The 20,697-nt window shown below is 67.4% G+C and carries 22 protein-coding genes and 1 pseudogene; 12 read left to right on the forward strand and 11 right to left on the reverse strand.

From position 1 onward, the window contains the following. Nucleotides 1-45 precede the first annotated feature (45 nt). Nucleotides 46-513, forward strand: a complete 468-nt coding sequence (locus ACYVKL_RS32160) for a GtrA family protein (RefSeq protein ID WP_379167554.1) — start codon at nt 46-48, stop codon at nt 511-513. On the opposite strand, the gene ACYVKL_RS32165 is transcribed toward ACYVKL_RS32160, so the two are convergent. The 3 genes from ACYVKL_RS32165 to ACYVKL_RS32175 form a co-directional block, all read right to left on the reverse strand. Then, complete coding sequence (locus tag ACYVKL_RS32165) at nt 504-779, reverse strand: transglycosylase family protein (RefSeq protein ID WP_379167941.1); 276 nt, start codon at nt 777-779, stop codon at nt 504-506. The genes ACYVKL_RS32160 and ACYVKL_RS32165 overlap by 10 nt on opposite strands. A gap of 244 nt (nt 780-1,023) precedes the next feature. Beyond that, the gene (locus tag ACYVKL_RS32170; RefSeq protein ID WP_379167553.1) at nt 1,024-1,329 is read right to left on the reverse strand and encodes a transposase; all 306 of its coding nucleotides are present in this window, start codon (nt 1,327-1,329) and stop codon (nt 1,024-1,026) included. 74 nt (nt 1,330-1,403) lie between these two features. After that, nucleotides 1,404-2,354 carry a LysR family transcriptional regulator gene (locus ACYVKL_RS32175; protein WP_379167551.1) on the reverse strand — a complete coding sequence of 317 codons (951 nt, stop codon included), beginning with the start codon at nt 2,352-2,354 and terminating at the stop codon, nt 1,404-1,406. A gap of 317 nt (nt 2,355-2,671) precedes the next feature. Here ACYVKL_RS32175 and ACYVKL_RS32180 point away from each other — a divergent pair, with 317 nt between their 5' ends. Then, nucleotides 2,672-3,214, forward strand: coding sequence for a hypothetical protein (locus ACYVKL_RS32180; RefSeq protein WP_379167549.1), 543 nt, complete (start codon nt 2,672-2,674; stop codon nt 3,212-3,214). Between the two features lie 28 nt (nt 3,215-3,242). On the opposite strand, the gene ACYVKL_RS32185 is transcribed toward ACYVKL_RS32180, so the two are convergent. Both ACYVKL_RS32185 and ACYVKL_RS32190 read right to left on the reverse strand, forming a co-directional pair. Next, nucleotides 3,243-4,175, reverse strand: a complete 933-nt coding sequence (locus ACYVKL_RS32185; protein WP_379167547.1) for a tyrosine-protein phosphatase — start codon at nt 4,173-4,175, stop codon at nt 3,243-3,245. 41 nt (nt 4,176-4,216) lie between these two features. Then, entirely contained in the window at nt 4,217-5,698 is a 1,482-nt protein-coding gene (locus tag ACYVKL_RS32190; RefSeq protein ID WP_379167545.1) for a glycoside hydrolase family 5 protein, read from the reverse strand. 294 nt (nt 5,699-5,992) lie between these two features. Between ACYVKL_RS32190 and ACYVKL_RS32195 the strand changes: the two genes are divergently transcribed. Beyond that, nucleotides 5,993-7,534, forward strand: coding sequence for an endoglycoceramidase I (locus ACYVKL_RS32195; protein WP_379167543.1), 1,542 nt, complete (start codon nt 5,993-5,995; stop codon nt 7,532-7,534). On the opposite strand, the gene ACYVKL_RS32200 is transcribed toward ACYVKL_RS32195, so the two are convergent. Then, a complete protein-coding gene (locus ACYVKL_RS32200) occupies nt 7,531-7,686 on the reverse strand; it encodes a hypothetical protein (RefSeq protein WP_379167541.1) in 156 nt (51 codons plus the stop codon). The genes ACYVKL_RS32195 and ACYVKL_RS32200 overlap by 4 nt on opposite strands. Nucleotides 7,687-7,992: 306 nt before the next feature. Between ACYVKL_RS32200 and ACYVKL_RS32205 the strand changes: the two genes are divergently transcribed. Further along, nucleotides 7,993-8,769, forward strand: coding sequence for a hypothetical protein (locus ACYVKL_RS32205; protein ID WP_379167540.1), 777 nt, complete (start codon nt 7,993-7,995; stop codon nt 8,767-8,769). A gap of 161 nt (nt 8,770-8,930) precedes the next feature. After that, nucleotides 8,931-9,845: an Ig-like domain-containing protein gene (locus ACYVKL_RS32210; RefSeq protein ID WP_379167538.1), complete on the forward strand. Its 915-nt coding sequence runs from the start codon at nt 8,931-8,933 to the stop codon at nt 9,843-9,845. 60 nt (nt 9,846-9,905) lie between these two features. Here the strand turns inward: ACYVKL_RS32210 and ACYVKL_RS32215 are convergent, their stop codons facing one another. Next, a complete protein-coding gene (locus tag ACYVKL_RS32215; protein ID WP_379167536.1) occupies nt 9,906-10,631 on the reverse strand; it encodes a hypothetical protein in 726 nt (241 codons plus the stop codon). Nucleotides 10,632-10,882: 251 nt separating this feature from the next. Between ACYVKL_RS32215 and ACYVKL_RS32220 the strand changes: the two genes are divergently transcribed. Both ACYVKL_RS32220 and ACYVKL_RS32225 read left to right on the forward strand, forming a co-directional pair. Further along, nucleotides 10,883-11,590, forward strand: coding sequence for a hypothetical protein (locus ACYVKL_RS32220; RefSeq protein WP_379167534.1), 708 nt, complete (start codon nt 10,883-10,885; stop codon nt 11,588-11,590). A gap of 84 nt (nt 11,591-11,674) precedes the next feature. Beyond that, complete coding sequence (locus ACYVKL_RS32225) at nt 11,675-12,679, forward strand: alpha/beta hydrolase (RefSeq protein ID WP_379167531.1); 1,005 nt, start codon at nt 11,675-11,677, stop codon at nt 12,677-12,679. A 287-nt stretch (nt 12,680-12,966) separates the two neighbouring features. Here ACYVKL_RS32225 and ACYVKL_RS32230 read toward each other — a convergent pair whose 3' ends face one another. After that, nucleotides 12,967-13,920 (reverse strand): LysR family transcriptional regulator, encoded by a 954-nt coding sequence (locus tag ACYVKL_RS32230; RefSeq protein ID WP_379167529.1) that lies wholly within the window; start codon nt 13,918-13,920, stop codon nt 12,967-12,969. 221 nt (nt 13,921-14,141) lie between these two features. Between ACYVKL_RS32230 and ACYVKL_RS32235 the strand changes: the two genes are divergently transcribed. Both ACYVKL_RS32235 and ACYVKL_RS32240 read left to right on the forward strand, forming a co-directional pair. Continuing rightward, nucleotides 14,142-15,047, forward strand: a complete 906-nt coding sequence (locus tag ACYVKL_RS32235; protein ID WP_379167527.1) for a tyrosine-protein phosphatase — start codon at nt 14,142-14,144, stop codon at nt 15,045-15,047. An 18-nt stretch (nt 15,048-15,065) separates the two neighbouring features. Continuing rightward, nucleotides 15,066-15,671 (forward strand): annotated as a pseudogene (locus ACYVKL_RS32240) (spermidine synthase); the annotation flags it as partial. 190 nt (nt 15,672-15,861) lie between these two features. On the opposite strand, the gene ACYVKL_RS32245 reads toward ACYVKL_RS32240, so the two are convergent. Continuing rightward, nucleotides 15,862-16,245: a VOC family protein gene (locus ACYVKL_RS32245; protein WP_379167525.1), complete on the reverse strand. Its 384-nt coding sequence runs from the start codon at nt 16,243-16,245 to the stop codon at nt 15,862-15,864. A gap of 368 nt (nt 16,246-16,613) precedes the next feature. On the opposite strand from ACYVKL_RS32245, the gene ACYVKL_RS32250 reads away from it, so the two are divergent. Further along, nucleotides 16,614-17,078: a hypothetical protein gene (locus tag ACYVKL_RS32250; protein WP_379167524.1), complete on the forward strand. Its 465-nt coding sequence runs from the start codon at nt 16,614-16,616 to the stop codon at nt 17,076-17,078. 40 nt (nt 17,079-17,118) lie between these two features. Further along, on the forward strand, nt 17,119-19,044 hold the full coding sequence (locus tag ACYVKL_RS32255; protein WP_379167521.1) for a serine/threonine-protein kinase: 1,926 nt from the start codon (nt 17,119-17,121) through the stop codon (nt 19,042-19,044). On the opposite strand, the gene ACYVKL_RS32260 is transcribed toward ACYVKL_RS32255, so the two are convergent. After that, nucleotides 19,030-19,437, reverse strand: coding sequence for a DUF6463 family protein (locus ACYVKL_RS32260; RefSeq protein WP_379167519.1), 408 nt, complete (start codon nt 19,435-19,437; stop codon nt 19,030-19,032). The genes ACYVKL_RS32255 and ACYVKL_RS32260 overlap by 15 nt on opposite strands. Next, complete coding sequence (locus ACYVKL_RS32265; protein ID WP_379167517.1) at nt 19,434-19,958, reverse strand: SRPBCC family protein; 525 nt, start codon at nt 19,956-19,958, stop codon at nt 19,434-19,436. The genes ACYVKL_RS32260 and ACYVKL_RS32265 overlap by 4 nt, the downstream gene beginning before the upstream one ends. 61 nt (nt 19,959-20,019) lie before the next feature. On the opposite strand from ACYVKL_RS32265, the gene ACYVKL_RS32270 reads away from it, so the two are divergent. Beyond that, nucleotides 20,020-20,652, forward strand: coding sequence for a TetR/AcrR family transcriptional regulator (locus ACYVKL_RS32270; RefSeq protein ID WP_379167514.1), 633 nt, complete (start codon nt 20,020-20,022; stop codon nt 20,650-20,652). Nucleotides 20,653-20,697 lie beyond the last annotated feature (45 nt).

The following is a 20,697-nucleotide window of genomic DNA, read 5'->3' on the forward strand; positions in this document are numbered from 1 at the left end:
GGCGGTGCTCATGCGGCGGTCATGTGGCGATGACACCGTGGCCCGATGCGTACCGATACGGGCCGTGCGGTCCGGTGGTTTCACCTGATGTGCGACACGCTGGTCGCGGCGCTGCCGCTCGGCCTGTCGCGGGTGGTGGCGCCGACCTTCGCGGGCTATCTGGTGGTGAGCGGGTTCACCTTCGCCCTGGATCTCGTGGTGCTCACCGCCCTGCACGGGGTGGCGGGCGTGGCACTGCCGGTCGCGGTGACGGTGGCCTACTGCACGGCCTTCGGGACGAGCTACGTGCTGAACCGGACGCTCAACTTCGAGTCGCACGGCGCGGTCGGCCCTCAGCTCGCGCGCTATGTCGTGGTGGTGGCCCTCAACTACCTGATCTTCATTCTCGGCGTGACCAGCGGCATCGCCGCCCTCGGCCTCGACTATCGGCTCGCCCGCCTGCTGGGCAGCCTCGGGGAGGGCCTGTTCATGTACGCGTCGATGCGCCTGCTGGTGTTCCGGGCTCAAAGGTAGGAGCCGCAGGTCGGCCATGCTCCCGGCCCCTGGCGGGCGAGGATCCGCTCCGCGACGCGGATCTGCTCCTCGCGGCTCGCGGTGGCCGGATTCCCCCTGCCTCCGTATGCCAGCCATGTGCTGCGGCTGAATTGCAGTCCGCCGTAGTAGCCGTTGCCGGTGTCGGCGGTCCAGTCACCGCTCGCCTCGCACCTGGCTACGGCATCCCAGTTGTGCCGCGGACCGGCGTGGGCGGTGGCGGATAATGCCCAGGTCAGGGCGGTTATTCCGGGGGTGAGAACAAGCGTGCGAGTGGGTCTTCGATACTCCTGCTGTCCGATCACGACGTATCTCCGCCCTGGTAGCCGAACTCACGGGAAGGCAATCGATCGATAGTAACTGAAGATTTGCTATCGACAACAGGATGTATTGCGGTTCCGGGACGGGTGTTCAGGGAGAAAGTCGGACAGGTCTGGCTCGGGCCCGGGCTTCGTCGATCGAAATGCCTTCGTGGTCTTCGGGATTCATCCTTCAATACCGCGCTCGGCTGTAATCCGCAGTCATCAGCGAGCCGGTGCCGCGCATAATCGCGATTACTCGCTCGAGTTCGGCGACCCGCTTCCGGAGTCTCCTGTTCTCCTTGGACATCGCGTCGAAAGGAGCGTCACAGGTGGGGCTTTCGGTACGTTCCGCATGGCGGATCCACAGCCGTAGCGCTTCGTGATGTACGCCGAGCTCGGCTGCCAAGCTTCGGAAAGTCGGCTTGGGATCCGATTGCCGGTACCGCTGGATCGCCTGCGCTCGCAGGGCATTCGAGTATTTCTTCGGAGGGGCCACGGGAAAACGCTAGGACACAATGGGTCCGTTGAGAATTCGCAATTTCCCCGGCATTGACAGGCCTGAGTTGTGAGTCAGAGGTGCGGCGGCACCGTGCAATCGGCGAAGTCGGGTTTCTGTAGTAGCGTGACCAGCTCCGGGTGGGTGTCGCGGGTGGACCGGGCGACCTCGACGAAGGAGCGGACCAGCGGCGATTCCTGCGCGCAGCGCCAGCCGACCGCCACTTCGTTGGGCGGGACGTCGGCGATCGGCAGCAGTCGCACACCGGGGAAGGGAATCCATCGGGCGCAGGCCACGGTGAGGACGACGCCGACGCCGGTGGCGACCTTGTGCAGCTCCTCGAGCAGCGAATTCGAGCGCGACACGACCGGGGCCGGGGTGCCGCCCCGGTAGGCGTTCAACTCCCAGAACGCATTCCACACCGGATCGGTGGTGGAGGCCCCGAGTAGCGGCTCGTCGAGCAGGTCGTGCACGAAGACCTGGGTGCGATCGGCCAGGCGATGGTTCGTCGGCAGCATCACCATGAGCGGTTCGGCGAACAAGGTCTCGAACTGGACGCCGTCATCGACGAACGGCCGGCGGGCGAAGGCCACGTCCACCGATCCGCTGGTCAGGCCGGCCGACGGGTCCTCGTAGGTGAAGTGGCGCAATTCGACGGTGATGCCCGGATGCCGCTGCCGGAAGGTGTCCAGGATCGGCTCGGTCAGCGTCAACGCGGCCCCCTCGAGCGCGCCCAGCACCAGCCGGTCCTGCACGCCGCGATGTACCGACCGCGCCCGTTCGACCGCGGCGTCCAGGCAGGTCAGCGCGCCCCGGATGTCCTGCAGGAATACCGTTCCGGCGGCGGTCAATTCGACATTGCGGGTGGTACGGGAGAACAACACCACGTCCATCGCGTGCTCGAGCTGCTTGATCTGCGTGCTCAAGCCCTGTTGCGACACATGCAATCGTTGCGCCGCGCGGGTGAAACTCAGTTCCTCCGCAACTGCGATGAAGTATTGCAACTGCCGGGTGTGAACTTCCATGGCGCGAAGTCTAGGGGCAGGAACGTTCCGCGCAGAACTTTTGGCCGAATAGGGCTCCGATTGACAAATTCAGGTTGTGAACAGTCCCTGAACAGTGATTTCTCTTCGACTTCCGTATGTATTAGCGTTCGTCGAGGCCGTCAACTGGTCGGAATAGAAAACGTGCGAGCCCCCGCTTCCCACCTCGGGCTCGTACCCGCCTCGCGCAATCCCGAGGCAATGCCGGTGCCGCTGGCAACCGTAGCGAGGAGCCGGGGACGGCCAGCGGTATCGGCATCTTTCTCTCGATCGATCTCGTCCCCCGGCGACAGGAAGCGATGACGAATTGGAAAGCCCTCGTGGGCTCGTTGTACGCGCAGCAATACGGGGCCGCCGAACGATTCGGTGAGCCTGGGCTTTCCTTACCTCCCAATCCGCCTGCCGCCGAGGCCGCGGTGGAGGCGGCCGAACAGCGGCTCGGCGTGTGCTTCGACGCCGCCTTCCGGGAGTTCCTGCGAGTGTGCGACGGCTGGCCCCGGTTCGGCAGGATTCAGCTGTTCGGCTGCGGTGATCTCGCCGCGGGCGAGAAGTGGCGCCGGGATTCGACGTTCGCCAACGAGTATTTCGCCACCCAGGCCTCGGCCGCGTCCGATGTGCCCGACGGGTACCGCCGCGTCCTCGTCGGGAAAGCCGGTCTGTCGCAGCGGTTCATCGTGATGATGGTTCCGACCCACCCGGTGGGCGGCGTGAGCGCCTGCTGGGACTGCATGGGCGGCATCGACCTCCGGTACCCCGACTTCGGTGTCTGGGCCGAGCACGAGGCGGCGACCATCGCCTATGCCTTGGACGAGGAGATCGCCGACCGCCGCTGCCTGCGCTGAACGGCACGGGCAGCGGCGGCCGGGCGGATCAGGCCAGCAGCTTCGCGCGCAGCGCGTCGATGGTGGCCTGATCCAGGCCGAGTCCTTCCCGCACGTACTTGTCGAAGCTGCCGTAGAGCCGGTCCATCTCGTTGAAAGCCGCTTCCAGCCAGGATAATTCGACCGCCTTCGGGTCGCCCAGCTCGCTATTGCTGGCCAGGTAGTCGGCATTGACCACATCGCGCGGCACACCCAGCAGGGTGAGCAGCACCGCGGTCGACCAGCCGGTGCGGTCCTTGCCGGAGGTGCAGTGGTACAGCGTTGCGCCACTGGTGTTTCCGGCGATGGACCGCAGCAGCGTGCCGAAGGCGACGTCGGAGCCGTGGAAGTTCACCATGAACGGATAGCTGATCGACTGCTTGATGTCGGAGCTGCCGTTGACGAAGCCGTCGACCACCGCGCGTCCCAGGGTGACCACCGGGAACTCGTGGAACGAGATGCCGCTGTCGAAGCTGACCACGTCGGCTACTTTGTACTGCGCGCTCGCCGGCACCCGATCGGGCGCACTGCTGCGCTCGGAACCGTTGCGCAGGTCCACGTCCAGGGTCACCCCGGCCGCGACCAGCTTGGCCAGATCGGCGTCGGTGAGCCCGGAGATGCGGTTGGAACGGAAGGCGACCCCGGTGCGGACCGTGTGCCCGTCGGAGGTCTTGTAGCCGCCGATATCGCGGAAGTTGGACGCGCCGTCGAGCCGGATGGTGGTCGTGGCGGGCGCGGGCAGGGTCGACACCGGATCGTTCGGCGCGGCCGACCCGGAGGACGAACCCGAGGAGCCGAAACTTCCTGAGCCGGAACCGGACCCGGAGGCGATATCGGCGGGCTGCGCGGTCGCCGGGGCGGCGCCGAGCGCCGCGCCGAGGGCGATCATTCCGGCGAGCGCGACGGCCGCGGCGTCGATCCGGGGAGTCTTGTGTGAGGGCATGGATGACCTGTCTTACCGAGGGGGAGAACGGAATACGTCCGTCAGGACTGCTTGATCGAATACGAGCCGACGGTGTTCCCGGTCAGCTGCCAGCCGCCCGGCACCTGGGTGAAGGTGAGGTCGGAGACGTTGGTGGACTGAACATTCGGGCGCTGGGTCCCGGGGTACCAGGCTTCGACGCGGCCCGCGCCGGTGCCGGTGAATCCGGTGGCGCTCACCTCGGTCAAGGTGCCCGGTGCCGCGCGCGGATAGGAGCGGGACAGTGGGCGGGTGTACCCGGCGGGCTGGCCCAGCGGTGCGCCCGAAGGGCAGGTGAAGGGGTTGATATTGCCGGTGGGCTTGTTGGTGCCGCCGCCGTTCACGACATGCGGGTCACCGCACGCCTGCTTCCACGACCACCACGCGCCGCCCATGCGGTGCGCGTTGAGCTGGTCCTCGAACCGATCCACCTTCGCCGCATCGGAATTCGGATCCCCGAACCAACCCCATTCGCCGGTCCACACCGGCACTTTGTACTTGGCGGCGGCGTCGAGCGCGAAATTGAAGCCCACCTCGATGGTCGGGAAGGCGTTCACGATATTGATCGACTCGCTGTACAGGTGCGGCGAGAACACCGCCAGCGGATCGGTGATGTACTTCGCGGGCGGCGTGGCGTCGATGCCCAGGGCCGACCAGAGCGCGCTGGGCTCGAAGATCGCCAGGTGCGGCAGGCTGCCGTGCTCGGCCTGCCGGATGGCGGCGATCACCCGCTGGTAGTACTTGCCGAGCTGATCCGCCGCCGAAAACGGGTCGCGCAGACCGGGATTCGGCTCATTGAGCAGGTCGTAACCGGCGATGGCGGGCTCGTCCTTGAACTCGGCCGCCAGCTTCGCCCAGGTGTCGACCAGATGGCCCTGAATGCCCTGCTTGTCCTCGTAGAAGTTCTGGAACGAGCGGGCCACGGCGGGCGCGGTCTCGCGCACGCCGCCGAAGTTGCAGGTGGTCCAGCCGTCGGTCAGCGTCGCCCAGGCCGGTGCGCCGTCCCAGCCGACGCCGGGCTTCATGAAGATCGGGCAGCCCTGCCCCTTGGGTGTGCCGACCGCCTTGCCCCAGGCGTCCTGGTGCATGTCCAGCACGGTGTAGATGCCGTTGGCCTTGGCGTCGTCGACGGCGGTGTGGATGCGTGCCACATAGTTCCGGTCGAACGTGCCCGGCGTGGGCTCGAGCGCGGACCAGGCCAGGTTGAGCCGCACCACATTGAAGCCGAGCGCCGCCAGCTGGGCGAAGTCGGTGGCGTCCAGCGGGGCGACGGTCGGCAGCGCCGGATCGTTCTGTGCGTAGTCGTTCAGCTGGTTGACATTCGCGCCGCGCAGCAGCACGGTGCGCCCGGTGACATCGGTGATGACCCCGTTGGAGACGGTGAGCTGAGGCAGAGTCCAGCCGCCGGGTTCCGCGGTCGCCTCGGGCGCCTGCTGCGCCGCGAGCCCGCTGAACGCTAGTACGGACGCGGCGACCGGGGCCAGGATTCGGCCTCTCGAAAGCATATCCAACCTCTCCGTAGGTGCAGACAGCGAAGATCTCTTCCTGACACCGCCGGAAGTCCGCACGAAAAACCTAATGGCACAGCGGTGTCGAGTGGAAACAGTAGTTCCCCGCCGATTGACAAGGGCAACTTGTCAATGCGCCGCAAATTAGGGTTTCAGTTCCGCGGCCCGCTGCTTTAGCGTTCCGGCGTGAGCGAAATGCTCTCATTCTTCGCCGGCCGCGGCGCGGCGCGGTTCGCCACGGCCAGGAACCCTTCCACCCCGTGGCGACCCGGATCGGACAAGTAGGAGACCATGAAAACGACAGTCGCCGACCGCACCCGCCGCACCGGGTGGGTGGCCCGATCCGTGGCCGTACTCGCGGCGGTGGTCGGATGCGTCCTGGCCACCTCGGCGCCGGCCGCCACGGCCACGCCGGACACGCTCGTGCCGTTGCATGTCGACGGGTCCCGCTTCGTCGACGAATTCGGGCGGGTCGTGCTGCTGCACGGCGTCAACAGCGTCAACAAGGAACCGCCCTACTTCGCGCCCGGAACCACGATCACGGCCCAGGACGCGGAGATGCTGTCCCGGCACGGATTCAACACCGTGCGGCTGGGCGTCAACTTCGACGGGCTCATGCCGACCAAGGGCGTGGTCGACACCGCGTACCTGGATCGGGTCGCGACCACCGTGGATATGTTGGCGCAGTACGGAATTCACACCGTGCTCGACAATCATCAGGACGGGTTGTCCAAGCCGTGGGGCGGCAACGGGTTCCCGGAATGGGCGATCCATGCCCGCCCGGCCGCGGGTGAACCCAACCCCGGATTCCCCTTGAACTACCTGATGCCCACCATGAACGCGGGCTGGGACGAGGTCTGGAACAACACCTACGGCGCACTCGACTATCTGGGCCAGTCCCTCGCCGCGCTGGCGGAGAAGATGAACGGCCATCCGGGCGCACTCGGGCTCGAACTGCTCAACGAGCCGTGGCCGGGCAGCGCGTTCCTGTCCTGTTTTCCCAACGGCTGCACGGGATTCGACGCCAAATATCAGGCGGCGATGCAAAAGCTGACCGACGCGGTCCGCGCCCGCAACGGCGGCTTGATGGTGCTGTGGGAACCCAATGTCACCTGGAACGAGACCATGCCCAGCAACATGGGCAAGAACCCGCCCATCAGCGCCCCCGGCATCGCCTTCGCCCCGCACGACTACTGCATCCCCAGCCAGATGGCCATCTACAGCGGCCTGCCCACCTTCCTGCGCGGCCTGTGCCCGCTGCAGCAGGGCAAGACCTGGGGCAATATCGACGCCTTCACCCATCGCACCGGAATCCCGGCGCTGGTCACGGAATTCGGTGACGGCGACGTGACGGTGCTGAGCAATACCCTGATCAATGCCGACGATCGGTTCATCGGGTGGCAGTACTGGCAGTACCGCGGCGGGGATCCGTTCGTCGGCGACATCGGCGGCCAGCTGGTCCGCACCTATCCGCAGGCCACCTCCGGCACCCCCGGCCGGATGATCTTCGACTCCGCGAGCGGCGACTTCGCCTACCGCTACACGCCCCGCGCCACGGGTAAGCCGACCGAGATCTATGTCTCGGATCTGCACTACCCCAACGGATATCAGGTTCGAGTCGACGGCGGCACCGTGACCTCCGCCCCCGGCGCGCGGGTGGTGACCGTGGAAGCCAACGCCTCCACCCCGGTGTCGGTCTACATCAACCGTCCCGGCTCGAAGGGTGCGAGCGTGCCCGACGGCCCGGTCGGCACCGGCGCGGCGTCCGGCTCCGCATCGGGCTCGGCCAGCGGTTCCGGCGGCTCGGGCTCGTCCTCCGGTTCGGGCTCCTAGCCCGCCCACAGTCGCGAGCAAGGCAGACAGGGCATTTCGGAGTTCACCATCTCGTCGATGCTGACCGTCGCCGCGCCGGCGGCGGTCAGTTCGGTGGCTACCTCTCCGATCTGCTCGGCGTGGCCCCGGTAATCCAGTATCAGTGGACCCATCTCTACATGGAGATGGAGAATTCCGCTCGGTGTACTCATCTGCCCGCTCCCGGTATCGAATCTTGTCGGCGGCGAGGTCGAACTCGAACAATACTGCGCGGTCTGAAATTCGGTAAATCGATTCTTGTTGAGGATTGTCAACGTGGAATTGTCAATCGTCGATCCGATTGACAGTCCGGTCTTGTGGGTGATCCTCAAATTCTGATTTCTCTTGAATCCCCAGGTGCTCTAGCGTTTTCGCTGCATTCAGGTACGGAATGCAGAGGCGCATGGCCTTTCGCATTCGCGAGTCCGAGGAGTACACCGATGAAATCCACTCTCGCCACCGTGGCCGCCCTCGCGCCCCTGGCGCTGCTGCCACTCGGCCTCGCGGCGGGCCCCGCCCAGGCGGAAACACTCCCGCCCACCATCAACTTCCAATGCCAGGCCACGCCGCCGATCGGCGGCGCGCAGACCTTCACCATGGCCCTCGGCGTGACGGGAACCGCGCCGAGCACCGCGAAGACCGGTGACGCCGTGGCGATCACGCTCACACCCGCGGCCATGCAGGTGCCGGCGAGCGTCTCCGGGCACCCCCTGCGCAGCCTTCGCGGCATCAAGCTGATCATGCCGGTGCCCGCCAATTCGACCTATGTGTCGTCCTCGGTGTCGGGTGGCACGATCACGGCGACCGTCGGTCAGTCGGCGGGCAAGATCACCCTCGACGCTCCCGCCGCGACGGCGTCGGGCGTGACCTTCACCCTGCCCGCGGTGACCGTCAACGTCACCGCGTCCGCTGCCGGGACCCTCACCAGCACCATCGGGGGCACCAGCTACGACGATCCGGGTCTCACCTTCACCGCCTCGGTGGACTCCGGCACCTTCATCGGCGCGGTGGACGTGCCCGTGAAGTGCTACCCGAGCCCCGCGCCGACCCTGACCACGACCACCGTGTCGGCGGGCAACCCCGGTGGCAACCCCGGCGGCAACCCGGGTGGCAACCCCGGTGGCACGCCGGGCGGCAGCTCCGGCTCCGGCAGCCTCGGGTCGGGCTCCGCGCAGCTTCCCTGGCTGCGGATGCTGACCGGTTCCGCCGGCTCCTAGGCCGAGTCCGGCCACCCCGAAAAGACGTACGAGCCACCTTCTCCCCGGGCTCGTACCCGGCCCCGCCGTAGCAGGGGCCACCGGCACCGCCGGCCACCGGTTCGAAGGGCCGGAACGGCCGGCGGTGCCGCCGAACGCATTCAGTCGCAAAGGAAGTCACCATGACCCACCCCACCCGCATCGCCGCGGGCACCGCCGCGTCCCTCGCGGTCGGCGCGCTGGCGCTGTTCAATTCCGCTGCCGCCGTGGCCGCCCCGGCCACGATTACCTGGGACAACCAGGCATCGCACTACACCCGCACGGTCAGCAACGCGACTCCGGCGATCGGCGACACCATCACGGTCAGCACGAAGTTCGAGCGCACCGACACCACCGATGAGAAGTTCTTCTGGCTGAAGGACTTTCACCCGGCGTGCCTCAGCTATGTCTCGGGCACGGCCAAGGTGACCGACGGCAGCGGTAATCACGCCGTCGAGCCCTACCTCGACGTTCACCCGACCTACATCGCCGGCGACTTCACCGCCACCGGCTACCAGGTGATCGCGAAAAACCATCCCGGCGCCGTGGATTCGCCGACCTTCACCGCCCAGTACACCGTCGGCGCGGACTGCGCCCTCGACACCGACCTCGCCTCGGGCGTGGAATACCTGTCGAGCCTCGGCCACCTCGACTTCCAGGCGAAGGGTCCGGCGATCCGGGTCGCCAAGCCGATCACCACCACGCTCGCGCTCGCTCCGGTCAGCGGTGCCACCGCCGGCAAGGCCAGCACCCTGACCGCCACGGTCGCCCCGGCCACTGCCGGTGGCACCGTGACCTTCAAGGACGGCGACACCGCCATCGGCAGCGCACCGGTCGGCAGTGACGGCACCGCTGCGGTCCAGTGGACTCCGGCTGCCGCCGGCGCACACACGATTACCGCGCAGTACACGGGTGCCGGCTCCGCCACCCAGACTCTGTCCGTGACCGTCGCCGCCGACGGCGGGACCGGTGGCACGGGCGGTACCGGCAGCGCCAGTGGCCTCGGCAGCCTTGGCAGCCTGGGCTCACTGCTCGGTGGATTCGGCTCCAGCAAGTAGGTCGGATCCCGAAAGGGCCCGGAACCTGATGGTTCCGGGCCCTTCTCGTTCTGGATGGTGCTACTTGCTGGAGCCGGTACCGCCGAGCAGCGACATCAGGGTGTTGAGCGGCGCGGGCAGGTTGCTGCTGCCGGAACTGCCGGTGCCGCCACCCGTGCCGCCGCCGGGCGTTCCGCCGACCGTGATCGACGGGCCGACCTTGGAGTCTCCATCCCAGGCGCCGCCCGCTCCTGCCTGGGAATACGCGATCCCGGTGGTCAGACTGGTACCGGCGGCGCAGTCACCGACCTTGTATTGGGCGCTGAAGACGGGTGCTTGTGCACCGGTGGCGCCGGCCTTGCTGACGACATTCAGACCTTCGGATATGAAATCTGCCGCGATGAAATCGGGCTTGACCTCGAGCCAGGGCTCGATCGGGTGGGTGCCGGCAGCGTCGGTCAGCTTGGCCGAATTGACGACATAGGTGAGGCACGAGGGGTGGTAGTCCTTGAACGTAAGGTACGTGACATCCGGGGTCTTGGTGCGGTACATCGCCGTTGTGACGGTGATGGTGTCGCCCACGGCAGGCGTGCCATTGCTGATGGTGCGGGTGAATTGGGTCTGGCCGTCGTTCCAGGTCAGGGTGGCGGGTGTGGCGCCGGCCGGGCCGGCTCCGAACAGGGACAACGCCCCGGCCCCGATTACGGCGGCGGCACCCGCGGCAGCATGTTTCACAGCTCGTCGTCCCATGGCGAATTCCCTTGTGTCATCTCGAACTTCAGTTTGTTCGTGAGCCATTTCGCTCACGCCGGAAAATGCTAAAACCCCGCACGCCGCGAGAGAAATCACAATTCACGGTGCGTCTACAAGCGGTACTTGTAGTTCACTGCACGCCTCAGGGTGGTGATTGACAAGGTGGGGTTGTCAATGTCATCGAAATTTGGATTTAAGTTCTCTTCCGTTGTGCTCTAGCGTTTCCCGACGTGAGCGAAAGCTCGAATTCCCCACCGGCTCACTAGCTATCAGTTCCGCCACCGCCGGAACTGCTGGAAGGAATCATGCGTAACACCCCGAAATTGGCTGCCGGAGTCGCGGCAGCCGCATTGGTGATGTCGGGGGCGGGCATCGCGCTCGGCACCGCGCCCGCCGCCGCGGACTCGCCGTCCTGCGTACGGACCCAGCACGTGGACTACAACCCGGGCATCTCGAGCTTCTGGATCACCCACACCTACGACAAGTCGATCGACGTCGCCAGCGCCGCGCCCGGCACGCTGGTCACCTACAAGCTCGTGGTCGGCACCACGAGCATCGGCAATCCGTACGTCAACCGGATCACCGACTTCGCGCCGCCGGGATTCGGCAAGCCGGTCAAGACCGTGGTGACCGCGTATCACGCCGCGCAGGGCGAGCAGGCCGCCGAAGTGACGCCGGAGCCCGACGCCGGCGGCTGGATGGTGACCAGCACCGGCTGGTTCGTGAACTCCGGTTATCCGGTGACCGCCGAGTTCACCTACAAGGTGCCCAACTCGGTCAGTGACGGACAGACGGTCCTCAGCGGCGGCATGAGCGTCGGCGGCACCGTCGGCTCCGGTTCCGACCAGCCCAACATGGGCGTCTGCTTCACCGGTCGCGGCGCGAATCCCGGTGAGGCCCTGCTGGGCAGCCTCGACCAGGGCGGCCTCGGCTCTTCGCAGAACCAGCTCAGCTCCACCGGTTCGGTGACCGACACCATCGCCAACGTGATCAAGCGCCTGATGGGCAGCTGAGTCACCGGCTCGAAATCCCCTGGGCCGCGGTACGCGCGCGGCGGCCGCGGCCCAGGACCTTTCATCGTTTCCGAGGAGTCAGTGGTGTCGCCCTGGCGGACCGTTTCGTCGCTCATCCTTTCGTGCGCCGCCGCCGCGGCTCTGATCACCGTCGCCCCGGGCGCGTTCCAGGTCTCGCGGGCCGATGTCTCCTCGCATCTGGACCACATCGATCGCGCGGGACAGCGGCAACAAATGTTCTACGTGTATTCGGCTGCCATGCAACGGGTTATCCCGCTCCAGGTGATGGCCGCCGCGCAGCCGAACGCGCCGACGCTGTATCTGCTCAATGGCGCCAGCGGCGGAACCGATATCACCAATTGGTACAGCCGCACAGACATCGTCGCGTTCTTCTGGGACAAGAACGTGAACGTGGTGACTCCGGTCGGCGGTGAATTCTCCTATTACACCGACTGGCAGCACGACGATCCGAAACTGGGGCGCCACCGGTGGGAGACCTTTCTGACCCGGGAACTACCGCCCATCATCGACGCGGCCCTGCGTACTTCGCGCGTGAATGCGATTGCGGGCGTGTCCATGTCGGCCACCTCGGCGCTGGACCTGATTTCCGGCGCGCCGGACGTGTACTCGGCGGTCGCCGCGTACAGCGGGTGCGCCTCCACCTCCGATCCCGCCGGCCGCGCCTACATCCGGCTGGTGCTCGCGCGCGGTGACGCCGACCCCAAGAACATGTGGGGACCCGACGACGACCCGGCCTGGCGCGCCCACGACGCCCTGCTCAACGCGGACAGCCTGCGCGGCAAGGCGATCTATCTGGCCAGCGGCACCGGCCTGCCCGGCCCGGCCGAGTCCCTCGGCGCGCAGCCAACACCCGACCAGGTCATCACCAAGGCGGACCAGATGGTGCTGGGCGGCCTGATCGAGGCCGCCACCAACTCCTGCACCCACCAGCTGGCCGATCGGCTTGCGGCCCTGAACATTCCGGCCCAGGTCGACTTCCGGCCCGCCGGTACCCACACCTGGGCCTATTGGGAGCGCGACCTCCACAATTCATGGCCGCTGCTGGCCTCCGCACTCGGCGCTGAATAGCGCCCTCCTGAAACCGAATACCCAGCTACGAAAGAGGCCCGGAACCGCAAGGTTCCGGGCCTTCTCTGTGTGTCCGACCGGTTACTTGCCGGCGGAACCGCTGAAGAGCTTCTTGGTCAGTTCCGCGATGAGCGCGTCGACGAGGAAGTTGGCCACGGATCCCATTGTTCTTCTCCTTCAGGGGTTTTCAGAATGAACCTTGCGGCTCACGCTGAGAAACGTTATGCGAGAGTGGAAAAGAACTGAAATCAATTGTTGTGGATTATCGACAAGCGAAAGTTGTTGGTTCAGGCCGGCAGCGGAGCGGCGTGACGGTCACGGCAGCGCGGGGCCTGGAGGCGGGCGAGCAGATCGGGATTCGCGTCGCGGACCCGGCGGGCGATCTCGATGAAGGATCGCACCAGGGGATTGGTGGTCTCGGGACGCCAGCAGACGGCGACTTCGTTAGGGGCTGTGTCGGCCACCGGGACCAGGCGGACACCCGGGAACTTGATCCACCCCGCGCAGGGCACCGTCATCGCGATGGCTGCCCCGGTGGCCACCTGGTGCAGCTCCTCCAGCAGCGTCTTCGCACGGGAGGCGATCGGGGCCGGGCGGCCGTTGCGATGGGAGTCCAACTGCCAGAAGCCATTCCAGACCGGATCGGTGGCAGCGGAGGACAGGATCGGCTCGTCCAGCAGCTGCGCCGCCGTGACCTCGGCGCGGTCCGCCAGGGGATGGGTCGCGGGCAGCATCGCCAGCAACGGCTGGCGGAACAGGGTCTCGAAGCGCAGCCCGTCGTCCTGGAACGGGCGCCGGACGATGGCGACGTCTACCTGCCCGCTCGTCAGGCCCGCCGAGGGGGTCTCGTAGGTGAAGTGCTGCAGATCGAGGGCGACCGCGGGGAAGCGGGCCCGGAAGGCAGTCAGGATCGGCTCGGTCAGGGTCAGCGCGGCACCCTCGAGGCAGCCCAGGACCAGGCGGTCGTGTTCGCCGCGGTGGACCGCTCTGGCTTCCTCGAGGCCGGAATTCAAGCTGCTGAACGCATCTCGGACGTGCCGCAGGAACGCCGTCCCGGCCGCGGTCAGCTCCACCTGCCGGGTGGTCCGCGAGAAGAGGGTGACGTCCATGTCGTGTTCCAGCTGTTTGATCTGGGTGCTCAGGCCCTGCTGGGACACGTGCAGCCGCTGCGCGGCGCGGGTGAAGCTCAACTCCTCCGCGACCGCGACGAAGTACTGCAACTGCCGGGTATGAACCTCCATGCGGGGGAGTCTAAGCCGGTCAAGTGTCCAGAATGGGCTCTTTGGGAGACTCTCCCAGGAACGCTGGCAAATTTGTAGCAGCAATGCATGGCGAGGAGCGTCCGGCCACACTCGGCCAGGGAGAGTCCCGCTGAATGAGACCCCTTGGACTGTTCTCTGTTTGGTTTCCACCGGTTCATTCGGCCCGCGTAGATCTTTCGGCGATCAACACGCGATTAGGAGTGAGTCAGTTGTCAGTTTCGTGGCGTCGTACCGCCGTCGTTGTCGCGCTCAGCGGTGGGCTGCTCGCCTCCCCGCTGCTCGGAAACCTGGCGGGCGGGTCGCTGTCGGCGCTGCCCGCCGCCGTCGCCAAGCCCAGCAAGGATCAGGTCGCCGACGCGCCCCGCCTCGCCAGTGTCGACAACTTCCGGGACGTCGCCGGCACCGGCGCGGGCTATGACGCGCAGGGCAGCCACCACGTCAACAAGGGCGTGTTCTATCGCTCGAACGCGTTGACCCCCAACGACGCCGACCTGGCCGTCCTCGACGGTCTGCATCTGAGCACCGTCTTCGACCTGCGCACCGGCGGCGAGATCGCCGCCAAGCCGGACCGCGTCCCGGCCGGCGCCGCCTACGTCAACATCTCGATCCTGAGCGGCGACCTCTCCAGCTCCCTGGGCAACCTCACCAGCCCCGAAGCCGCCCGCGAGGGCATGCGCGCCCTCAACCGTCAGTTCGTCACCGGCGAGCACGAGCGCGCAGGCTTCGCGAGCCTGCTGACCCAGCTCGCCGACCAGCAGGGTCCCGCCGTGTTCCATTGCACCGCGGGCAAGGACCGCACCGGCTGGACCAGCTACCTGCTGCTGAGCATCGCCGGCGTCGACCAGAACACCATCATGAGCGACTACCTGGCCACCAACGACTACTCGGCCAAGTCCATCGCCGCCACCCTCGCCCAGATCACCGCGGCCAAGGGCGCTGCCGCAGCCGCCGTCTACCAGCCGCTGCTGGGCGTCGACGCCAGCTACCTGCAGGCCGGAATCGACCAGATCACAGCCACTTACGGTTCGGTCGACAAGTACCTGAAGGATGGGCTGGGTCTGCAGGGCAAGACCATCGAGCAGCTCAAGCACAAGCTAATTCAGTAGTACTGCGATCATTGACCGATGAGTAACTGGCTGGGAGCGCCCAGCGGAGACGGTGTGCGACCGCCCAGCCAGCCGGTACCCGGGGCGCGCGCGGTGCGCTTCGGAAGAGCCGAGTTGCGGCCCGACGCGGAACGCCCCGGTGGCTGGTTACTGACCGTGAACGGCATCGCCCAGTCCTACGTGGACCTGGACGACCCGACGTATCTCGAACTCGAATACCTGCGCTACGCGGGCTACGTGGTCGACTCCCTCGAACCCGCCGACGCGCCACTGGATGTGGTGCACGTCGGCGGGGGCGGCTGCACCTTCCCGCGCTACCTCTCGGCCGTGCGCCCGGGATCGCGGCACCTGGTGATCGAGGCCGACGAGGCCCTCGCCGAATTCGTCGACGAACGCCTCGGCCTGCGCTCCCTGCCCGGCGTCGAATTGCGGATCGCCGACGCGCTGACCGAAATCACCACGCTGCCGGCGGATTCCGCGGACCTGGTGATGGCGGACGCCTTCGAGGGGCTGCGGATCGCGGCGGGCATCACCGGCGCCGGCTTCACCGCCGAGGTGGCCCGAGTCCTGCGCCCCGGCGGCGTCTACCTGCTGAACCTCGTCGGCACCCGCCACCATCTGGACGACATCCGCGCGGCGTTCTCCTACCGGGTGCTGCTCGACGGCGATGTCTTCGCGGGCTACACCGGCAACCAGGTGCTGGCCGTCAGCCGGGTCCCGCTGCCGCTCGACGCCCTCTATCGCCAAGCGGAGCAGGCGTTTCCGCCCGTCCGCATCTCGGTCGAAGTCCCCGACGACCCTGGGGTCTGACCCGTCAGGCGGCGGTGGCGATCTTCCACAGGTGCCCGTCCGGGTCGGCGATGTACCCGAAGTACCCACCCCATCCGGCGCCTTCGGCCTCCCGCACCACGGAACCGCCGCCGGCGACAACCTTGGCGATCACCTCGTCGACCTCCTCCTGGCTGTCGACGATGAAATGGAACGACACGCCCCGGAAGCCCTCACCCTCGGCCGAGACGCCCGCGTCCTTGGCGGCCCAGTCGATCGGGTAGATCCCCATCGCGGAACCGCCGCCCAGCTCGAACGACGCGAAGTTCGGGAAATCCTGCCCCAGCTTCGCGCCCAGGCCCTCGTAGAACTTCTTGGACCGATCCATGTCCTCGACGGCCAGCATGATGGTGGTCACCTGCAGAGTCATCGTCTTCCCCATTCTCTTTCGTGTGGATTTCGTGGGTTCACTCTGTTGACCGACCGCATCGCTGAAAGGTGACAGGGGGTGGTGCGGGTCACATCCGAGGGCGCGCGGATGGTGAGCTACCTCACCGGCAACTGTTCGACGTTGGGGGACACAGCTTTACAGGCGGTCATCGAAATGCCATCGCGGCGTCACCGCCGCGGCACCGGCGGTGACGAGACTCTTGTTCGCACCCGGTGCCGGTCGTCGAGCCTCCCTTCGCCCGGTGTCCGCTCTCGACGCGAGCCCTCCGTTCATGCCATCGCGTCGGCCACGGACCGCGGACACCCTCGGCACCGGGTGCACCCTTCACCGCGCATCCGGAGGTCCCGATGTTCGAATCGTGCTGTTCCCCTCACGAATCGGCCCACGTGCTGCGCGCCCGCTACGGACTACCGGTCGAGCTGTACGCCGACCGCCCGCTACTCACCGTGGGCGTCGCGGTCGGTGCGCTGACGCTGCCCGAGCCGCTCGGCCGGCAGGTGCTCCACCGCCTGTCCTGGCTACCGGCCACCCCCGTGATCGCCGACCCGCGCGACCGCCGCTGGACCTTCCTGGTGGCCCCGCCGCTCCCGAATCACCCTGTGCCCCAACGACTGCAGATCTTTCTCCGGGGTCATTCCGTGACCGTCCCCGAGTCCGGCAGCCGCATCATGTTGCCCACCTCCGACCAACCCCCGGGCTGGCACTGGGCGAACGAGCCCCAACCGGGCGAACTGCGATTGCCGTACCGCGCCATGGTCTTGGCCGCGGTCCGCCTCTCGATCCTCGAGGGTCCGGACCGCCTCCCGGCCTGATCACGGCGCTAGCATTGATCATGCCTCGGAGTGACCGGCGATGACCGAGCCGGCGCCGGACGGGACGGCGGCCTTCGATCCGCTGGCCGAGCGGGCCGCGAGCACCCTCGGCGAGCCGTCGGGCGCGCCGGGACTCGGCGCGGACCTCGAGCCCGGGGACCGGATCGACGATTTCGATCTGCTGCTGGAACTGGGCCACGGCGCGTTCGCGAGAGTGTTTCTGGCGCGGCAACTCTCGATGCAGCGCCTGGTGGCGGTGAAGGTCTCCGCCGACCACGGCACCGAACCCCAGACCCTGGCCCGGCTCGAACACGAATACATCGTCCGGGTCTATGACCAGCGGGTGCTGCCGGACCGGGGGGTGAAGTTCCTGTACATGCAGTACCTGCCGGGAGGAACACTGGCGGCCGTGCTGAAACGGGTCCGCGAGACCGCGCCCGAGCAGCGGGACGGACGGCTGCTGCTGGACTCGGTCGACGCGGCGCTGGAGGAGAAGGGCGAGATCCGCACCTCGAGCGCCCGCATCCGCGACGAGATCGCCGCCCTGTCGTGGCCGGAGACGGTGGCATGGCTGGGCCGGCGGCTGGCCGAGGCACTGGACTACGCCGAGAGCCGCGGTGTGCTGCACCGCGACATCAAACCGGCGAACGTGCTGCTCTCCGCCGACGGCGTGCCCAAACTGGCCGACTTCAACATCAGCTTCAGCGACCACGTCGCCGGGAGCAGTCCGGTGTCGTACTTCGGCGGGTCCCTGGCCTACATGTCTCCCGAACACCTCGAGGCGAGCCACCCGGCGCTACCCGGCGCGGTCGGCGACTTGGACACGCGCAGTGACATTTACGCCCTCGGCGTCATGCTGTGGGAGCTGCTGACCGGGCGGCGACCGTTTCCCCGGGTCGAGTCGGCCGAATCGCGAACCGCCGTCGACCGGCTGCTCGAACTGCGCCGCCGCCCGATCGCGCCGGAATTTCTGGACGACCTCCCGGCGGACTGCCCGGCCTCGCTGCGCCGAGTGCTGCTGACGTGCCTGTCGCCACGGCGCGACGGCCGGTGGGCCAACGGTGCGGAGCTGGCCCAGCAATTCGAGCTGTGCCTCGACCCGCGCGCCCGGGACCTGGTCGACGCGCCGCCGCACAGCCACCGGCCGACCGGGCCGCTGTGGCCGCTGCCGATCATCGCGATAGCGATCGGCATACCGACTCTGGTGGCGGTCGGCTACAACTACTACTACAACCGGACCCTGATCGTCAGTAAGCTCACGCCCGAGGCCCAGCGGTCCTTCAACTACGTTGCCGCCGTGCTGTATCCGCTCGCAATCCTGCTGGGCACCTCGCTGATTCTCTACGCCGCGCGGCGCGTCGTCCTGGTACCCATCGGCCTGCGGGTCGGCTGGGACTACCGCGCCGAGACCCTGGTCCGGGCCCGCGGCGACGCGCTGCGGCTCGGCGATCGGGTGGTGCGAATCGCGTTCGCGAACTGGCTGGCCTGCGGGGTGATCTTCCCGGTGATGCTGAACCTGATCGCCGGCGGCGTGCCGCACGACACCTACGCGCATTTCCTGCTGTCGCTGGTGGTGTGCGGCGCGATCTCGGTGGCCTATCCGTACTTCGCGCTCACCTGGTACGTGGTGCGGTGCGTGTATCCCGTCTTCCTGATGCACGGCCATTCCGATCCCGCCGACATCGGCCACCTCCGCCGGCTCGCCGCCCGCACCGGCATGTACCTCGCGGTGGCGGCCGCGGTACCGCTGATCGGCGTCACCGGCATCACCTTCCTGCCGGGAGTGGCCATCGAATCGGTGGTCTGGGCCGTCCGCAGCCTGTGCGTCGGCGGGATCGTCGGCTTCGTGCTCGCCTATCTGCTGTACGGCGTCATCGAGAAGGATCTGCAAGCCCTCGAACGGGTCGTCGCGGCATTCGATGTCGTCCGGCCCAGCGAAAGCGTCGAAGCGCTACCGGCGAGATAGCGATTCCGAGCCGGCATCCGTGGTCGTTCGTGCCGCTGTCCCCGCCAGCAGCAGGATGACGGCGAGCAGCAGGATCGGCCAGGGCGTGGTCACCAGGACGACGGCGCCGACCAGGGTCCACGCACCCAGGGCCCAGCCGAGGAAGACGGGCGGGGTGATGCCTCGGCGCTCCAGCCACAGCACCAGCAAGCCGACCAGGACGAGCGGCGGCCCGAAGCTGAAGAGGCTGAGCCACCACGCGCTGCCCGCCGGACTCATGGCGGTGAGGTCCTCGCCCCACAGTCCGCCGCTGAACCAGGTTCCGGCGTACTGCGCGGCCTTCTCCAGAGTCAGGGCGAGCAGCGTGTGCGCCGCCCCGAACAGCGTGATCAACCAACCGGCCCACTTGATCATTCGGGTTCTCCCGCGAGGATCGCCTGGTCCTGGATCTCGGTGCGGTGCACCCGACTTCGCAGGAAGCGGACATATCCGCTGTGGTGATTGCGCGGCGGCGTGCCCGGAACCAGCGTGTTCTCGGCGTGATCCAAGGAGTCCTCCAGGCAGGCGTCGTGCAGCCATCGCCACACCAGCGGCCAAGTGAACCGGTCCACGCCGTGCGTCCGCATGACCAGCTCGTGGGTCAGGCGGGTATGCGTGGCATCGACCTGGTCGACGACGTATCGGTGTGTCCCGTCGAAGCCGAGTGGACGACGGAAGCGGAACACCACTTCCTGTCCCGGAACGTATTTCACGCAGGTGTAGCGGATGGGTCCGTGTCCGCCGGACGCGCCGACCCCCAGCGGCCGATCGAAAAGCATTGCGGGCCATCGGCGCACCGGCCACAGCCGATCCTCATCGGTCGCCAGCGTGTCGAGCAGCCTCCCGACTGCTCGGGCATCGGCCGCGATCACCCGACTGTGCACATTTCGCACCATGAGCTGGACCTTTCATTTAGCGAATACTCTCTAATTCCAATTAGAGGCTACTCTCTAGATCGTGTCAAGAAAGCCTGCGCACACCACGGACTCACTGCTCGACGCGGCAGCGGACCTCGCGGCCACCGAGGGTGCGGCCGCGGTCACCATGAGCGCGGTGGCTGCGGCCGCGGGTGCACCGAGCGGCTCGGTCTACTACCGTTTCCCCGACAGATCCGCGCTGCTGGCCGCGCTGTGGCTGCGCACCCTCGATCGATTCCAGAGCGGGTTCCTCGCGGCCCTGCGCATCGACCCCCCGCAGCAGGCCGTCATCCAGGCCGCCCACCATGTCACCGACTGGTCGCTGCGCCACCCGACGGACGCTGCGGTCCTGCTCGCGGGCCCCGAGTCCCTCGGATCCGCGCAGTGGAGCGCCGAATCCCACGAGGCGGCCGCGACCCGTCAGCGCGGGCTCGACGACGCCGTGGGCGAGCTGGCCGATCGCCTGGGCTATCGCGACCGCTCCGACCGCGAACGCCTCGCGCTGCTGATCATCGACCTGCCGTACGCGGCGGTGCGCCGCTGCGCCCGCGCCGCGAACGCCGACCTGGCCCACACCGCCGAAGCCGTCGATCGGATCGTCCGCGACGCAATGGCCGGAACCCCGCCCGCGCAACACCTTCCGGAACCGGATGACGACGCCGGGCATCGCTGAGCGACCCGCACGCGCCTGCGATCGACGACGGCGGGAAATTCCGCT

The organism is Nocardia tengchongensis (genome assembly GCF_054781395.1).

Bases quoted from the DNA above. Each gene is read 5' to 3' on its own strand.
- ACYVKL_RS32190 (WP_379167545.1), bottom strand. From the start codon at position 5,698: ATGCTTTCGAGAGGCCGAATCCTGGCCCCGGTCGCCGCGTCCGTACTA.
- ACYVKL_RS32180 (WP_379167549.1), top strand. From the start codon at position 2,672: ATGACGAATTGGAAAGCCCTCGTGGGCTCGTTGTACGCGCAGCAATAC.
- ACYVKL_RS32185 (WP_379167547.1), bottom strand. From the start codon at position 4,175: ATGCCCTCACACAAGACTCCCCGGATCGACGCCGCGGCCGTCGCGCTC.
- ACYVKL_RS32160 (WP_379167554.1), top strand. From the start codon at position 46: ATGCGTACCGATACGGGCCGTGCGGTCCGGTGGTTTCACCTGATGTGC.
- ACYVKL_RS32195 (WP_379167543.1), top strand. From the start codon at position 5,993: ATGAAAACGACAGTCGCCGACCGCACCCGCCGCACCGGGTGGGTGGCC.
- ACYVKL_RS32245 (WP_379167525.1), bottom strand. From the start codon at position 16,245: ATGACTCTGCAGGTGACCACCATCATGCTGGCCGTCGAGGACATGGAT.
- ACYVKL_RS32265 (WP_379167517.1), bottom strand. From the start codon at position 19,958: ATGGTGCGAAATGTGCACAGTCGGGTGATCGCGGCCGATGCCCGAGCA.
- ACYVKL_RS32230 (WP_379167529.1), bottom strand. From the start codon at position 13,920: ATGGAGGTTCATACCCGGCAGTTGCAGTACTTCGTCGCGGTCGCGGAG.
- ACYVKL_RS32220 (WP_379167534.1), top strand. From the start codon at position 10,883: ATGCGTAACACCCCGAAATTGGCTGCCGGAGTCGCGGCAGCCGCATTG.
- ACYVKL_RS32255 (WP_379167521.1), top strand. From the start codon at position 17,119: ATGACCGAGCCGGCGCCGGACGGGACGGCGGCCTTCGATCCGCTGGCC.
- ACYVKL_RS32250 (WP_379167524.1), top strand. From the start codon at position 16,614: ATGTTCGAATCGTGCTGTTCCCCTCACGAATCGGCCCACGTGCTGCGC.
- ACYVKL_RS32260 (WP_379167519.1), bottom strand. From the start codon at position 19,437: ATGATCAAGTGGGCCGGTTGGTTGATCACGCTGTTCGGGGCGGCGCAC.
- ACYVKL_RS32210 (WP_379167538.1), top strand. From the start codon at position 8,931: ATGACCCACCCCACCCGCATCGCCGCGGGCACCGCCGCGTCCCTCGCG.
- ACYVKL_RS32175 (WP_379167551.1), bottom strand. From the start codon at position 2,354: ATGGAAGTTCACACCCGGCAGTTGCAATACTTCATCGCAGTTGCGGAG.
- ACYVKL_RS32200 (WP_379167541.1), bottom strand. From the start codon at position 7,686: ATGGGTCCACTGATACTGGATTACCGGGGCCACGCCGAGCAGATCGGA.
- ACYVKL_RS32205 (WP_379167540.1), top strand. From the start codon at position 7,993: ATGAAATCCACTCTCGCCACCGTGGCCGCCCTCGCGCCCCTGGCGCTG.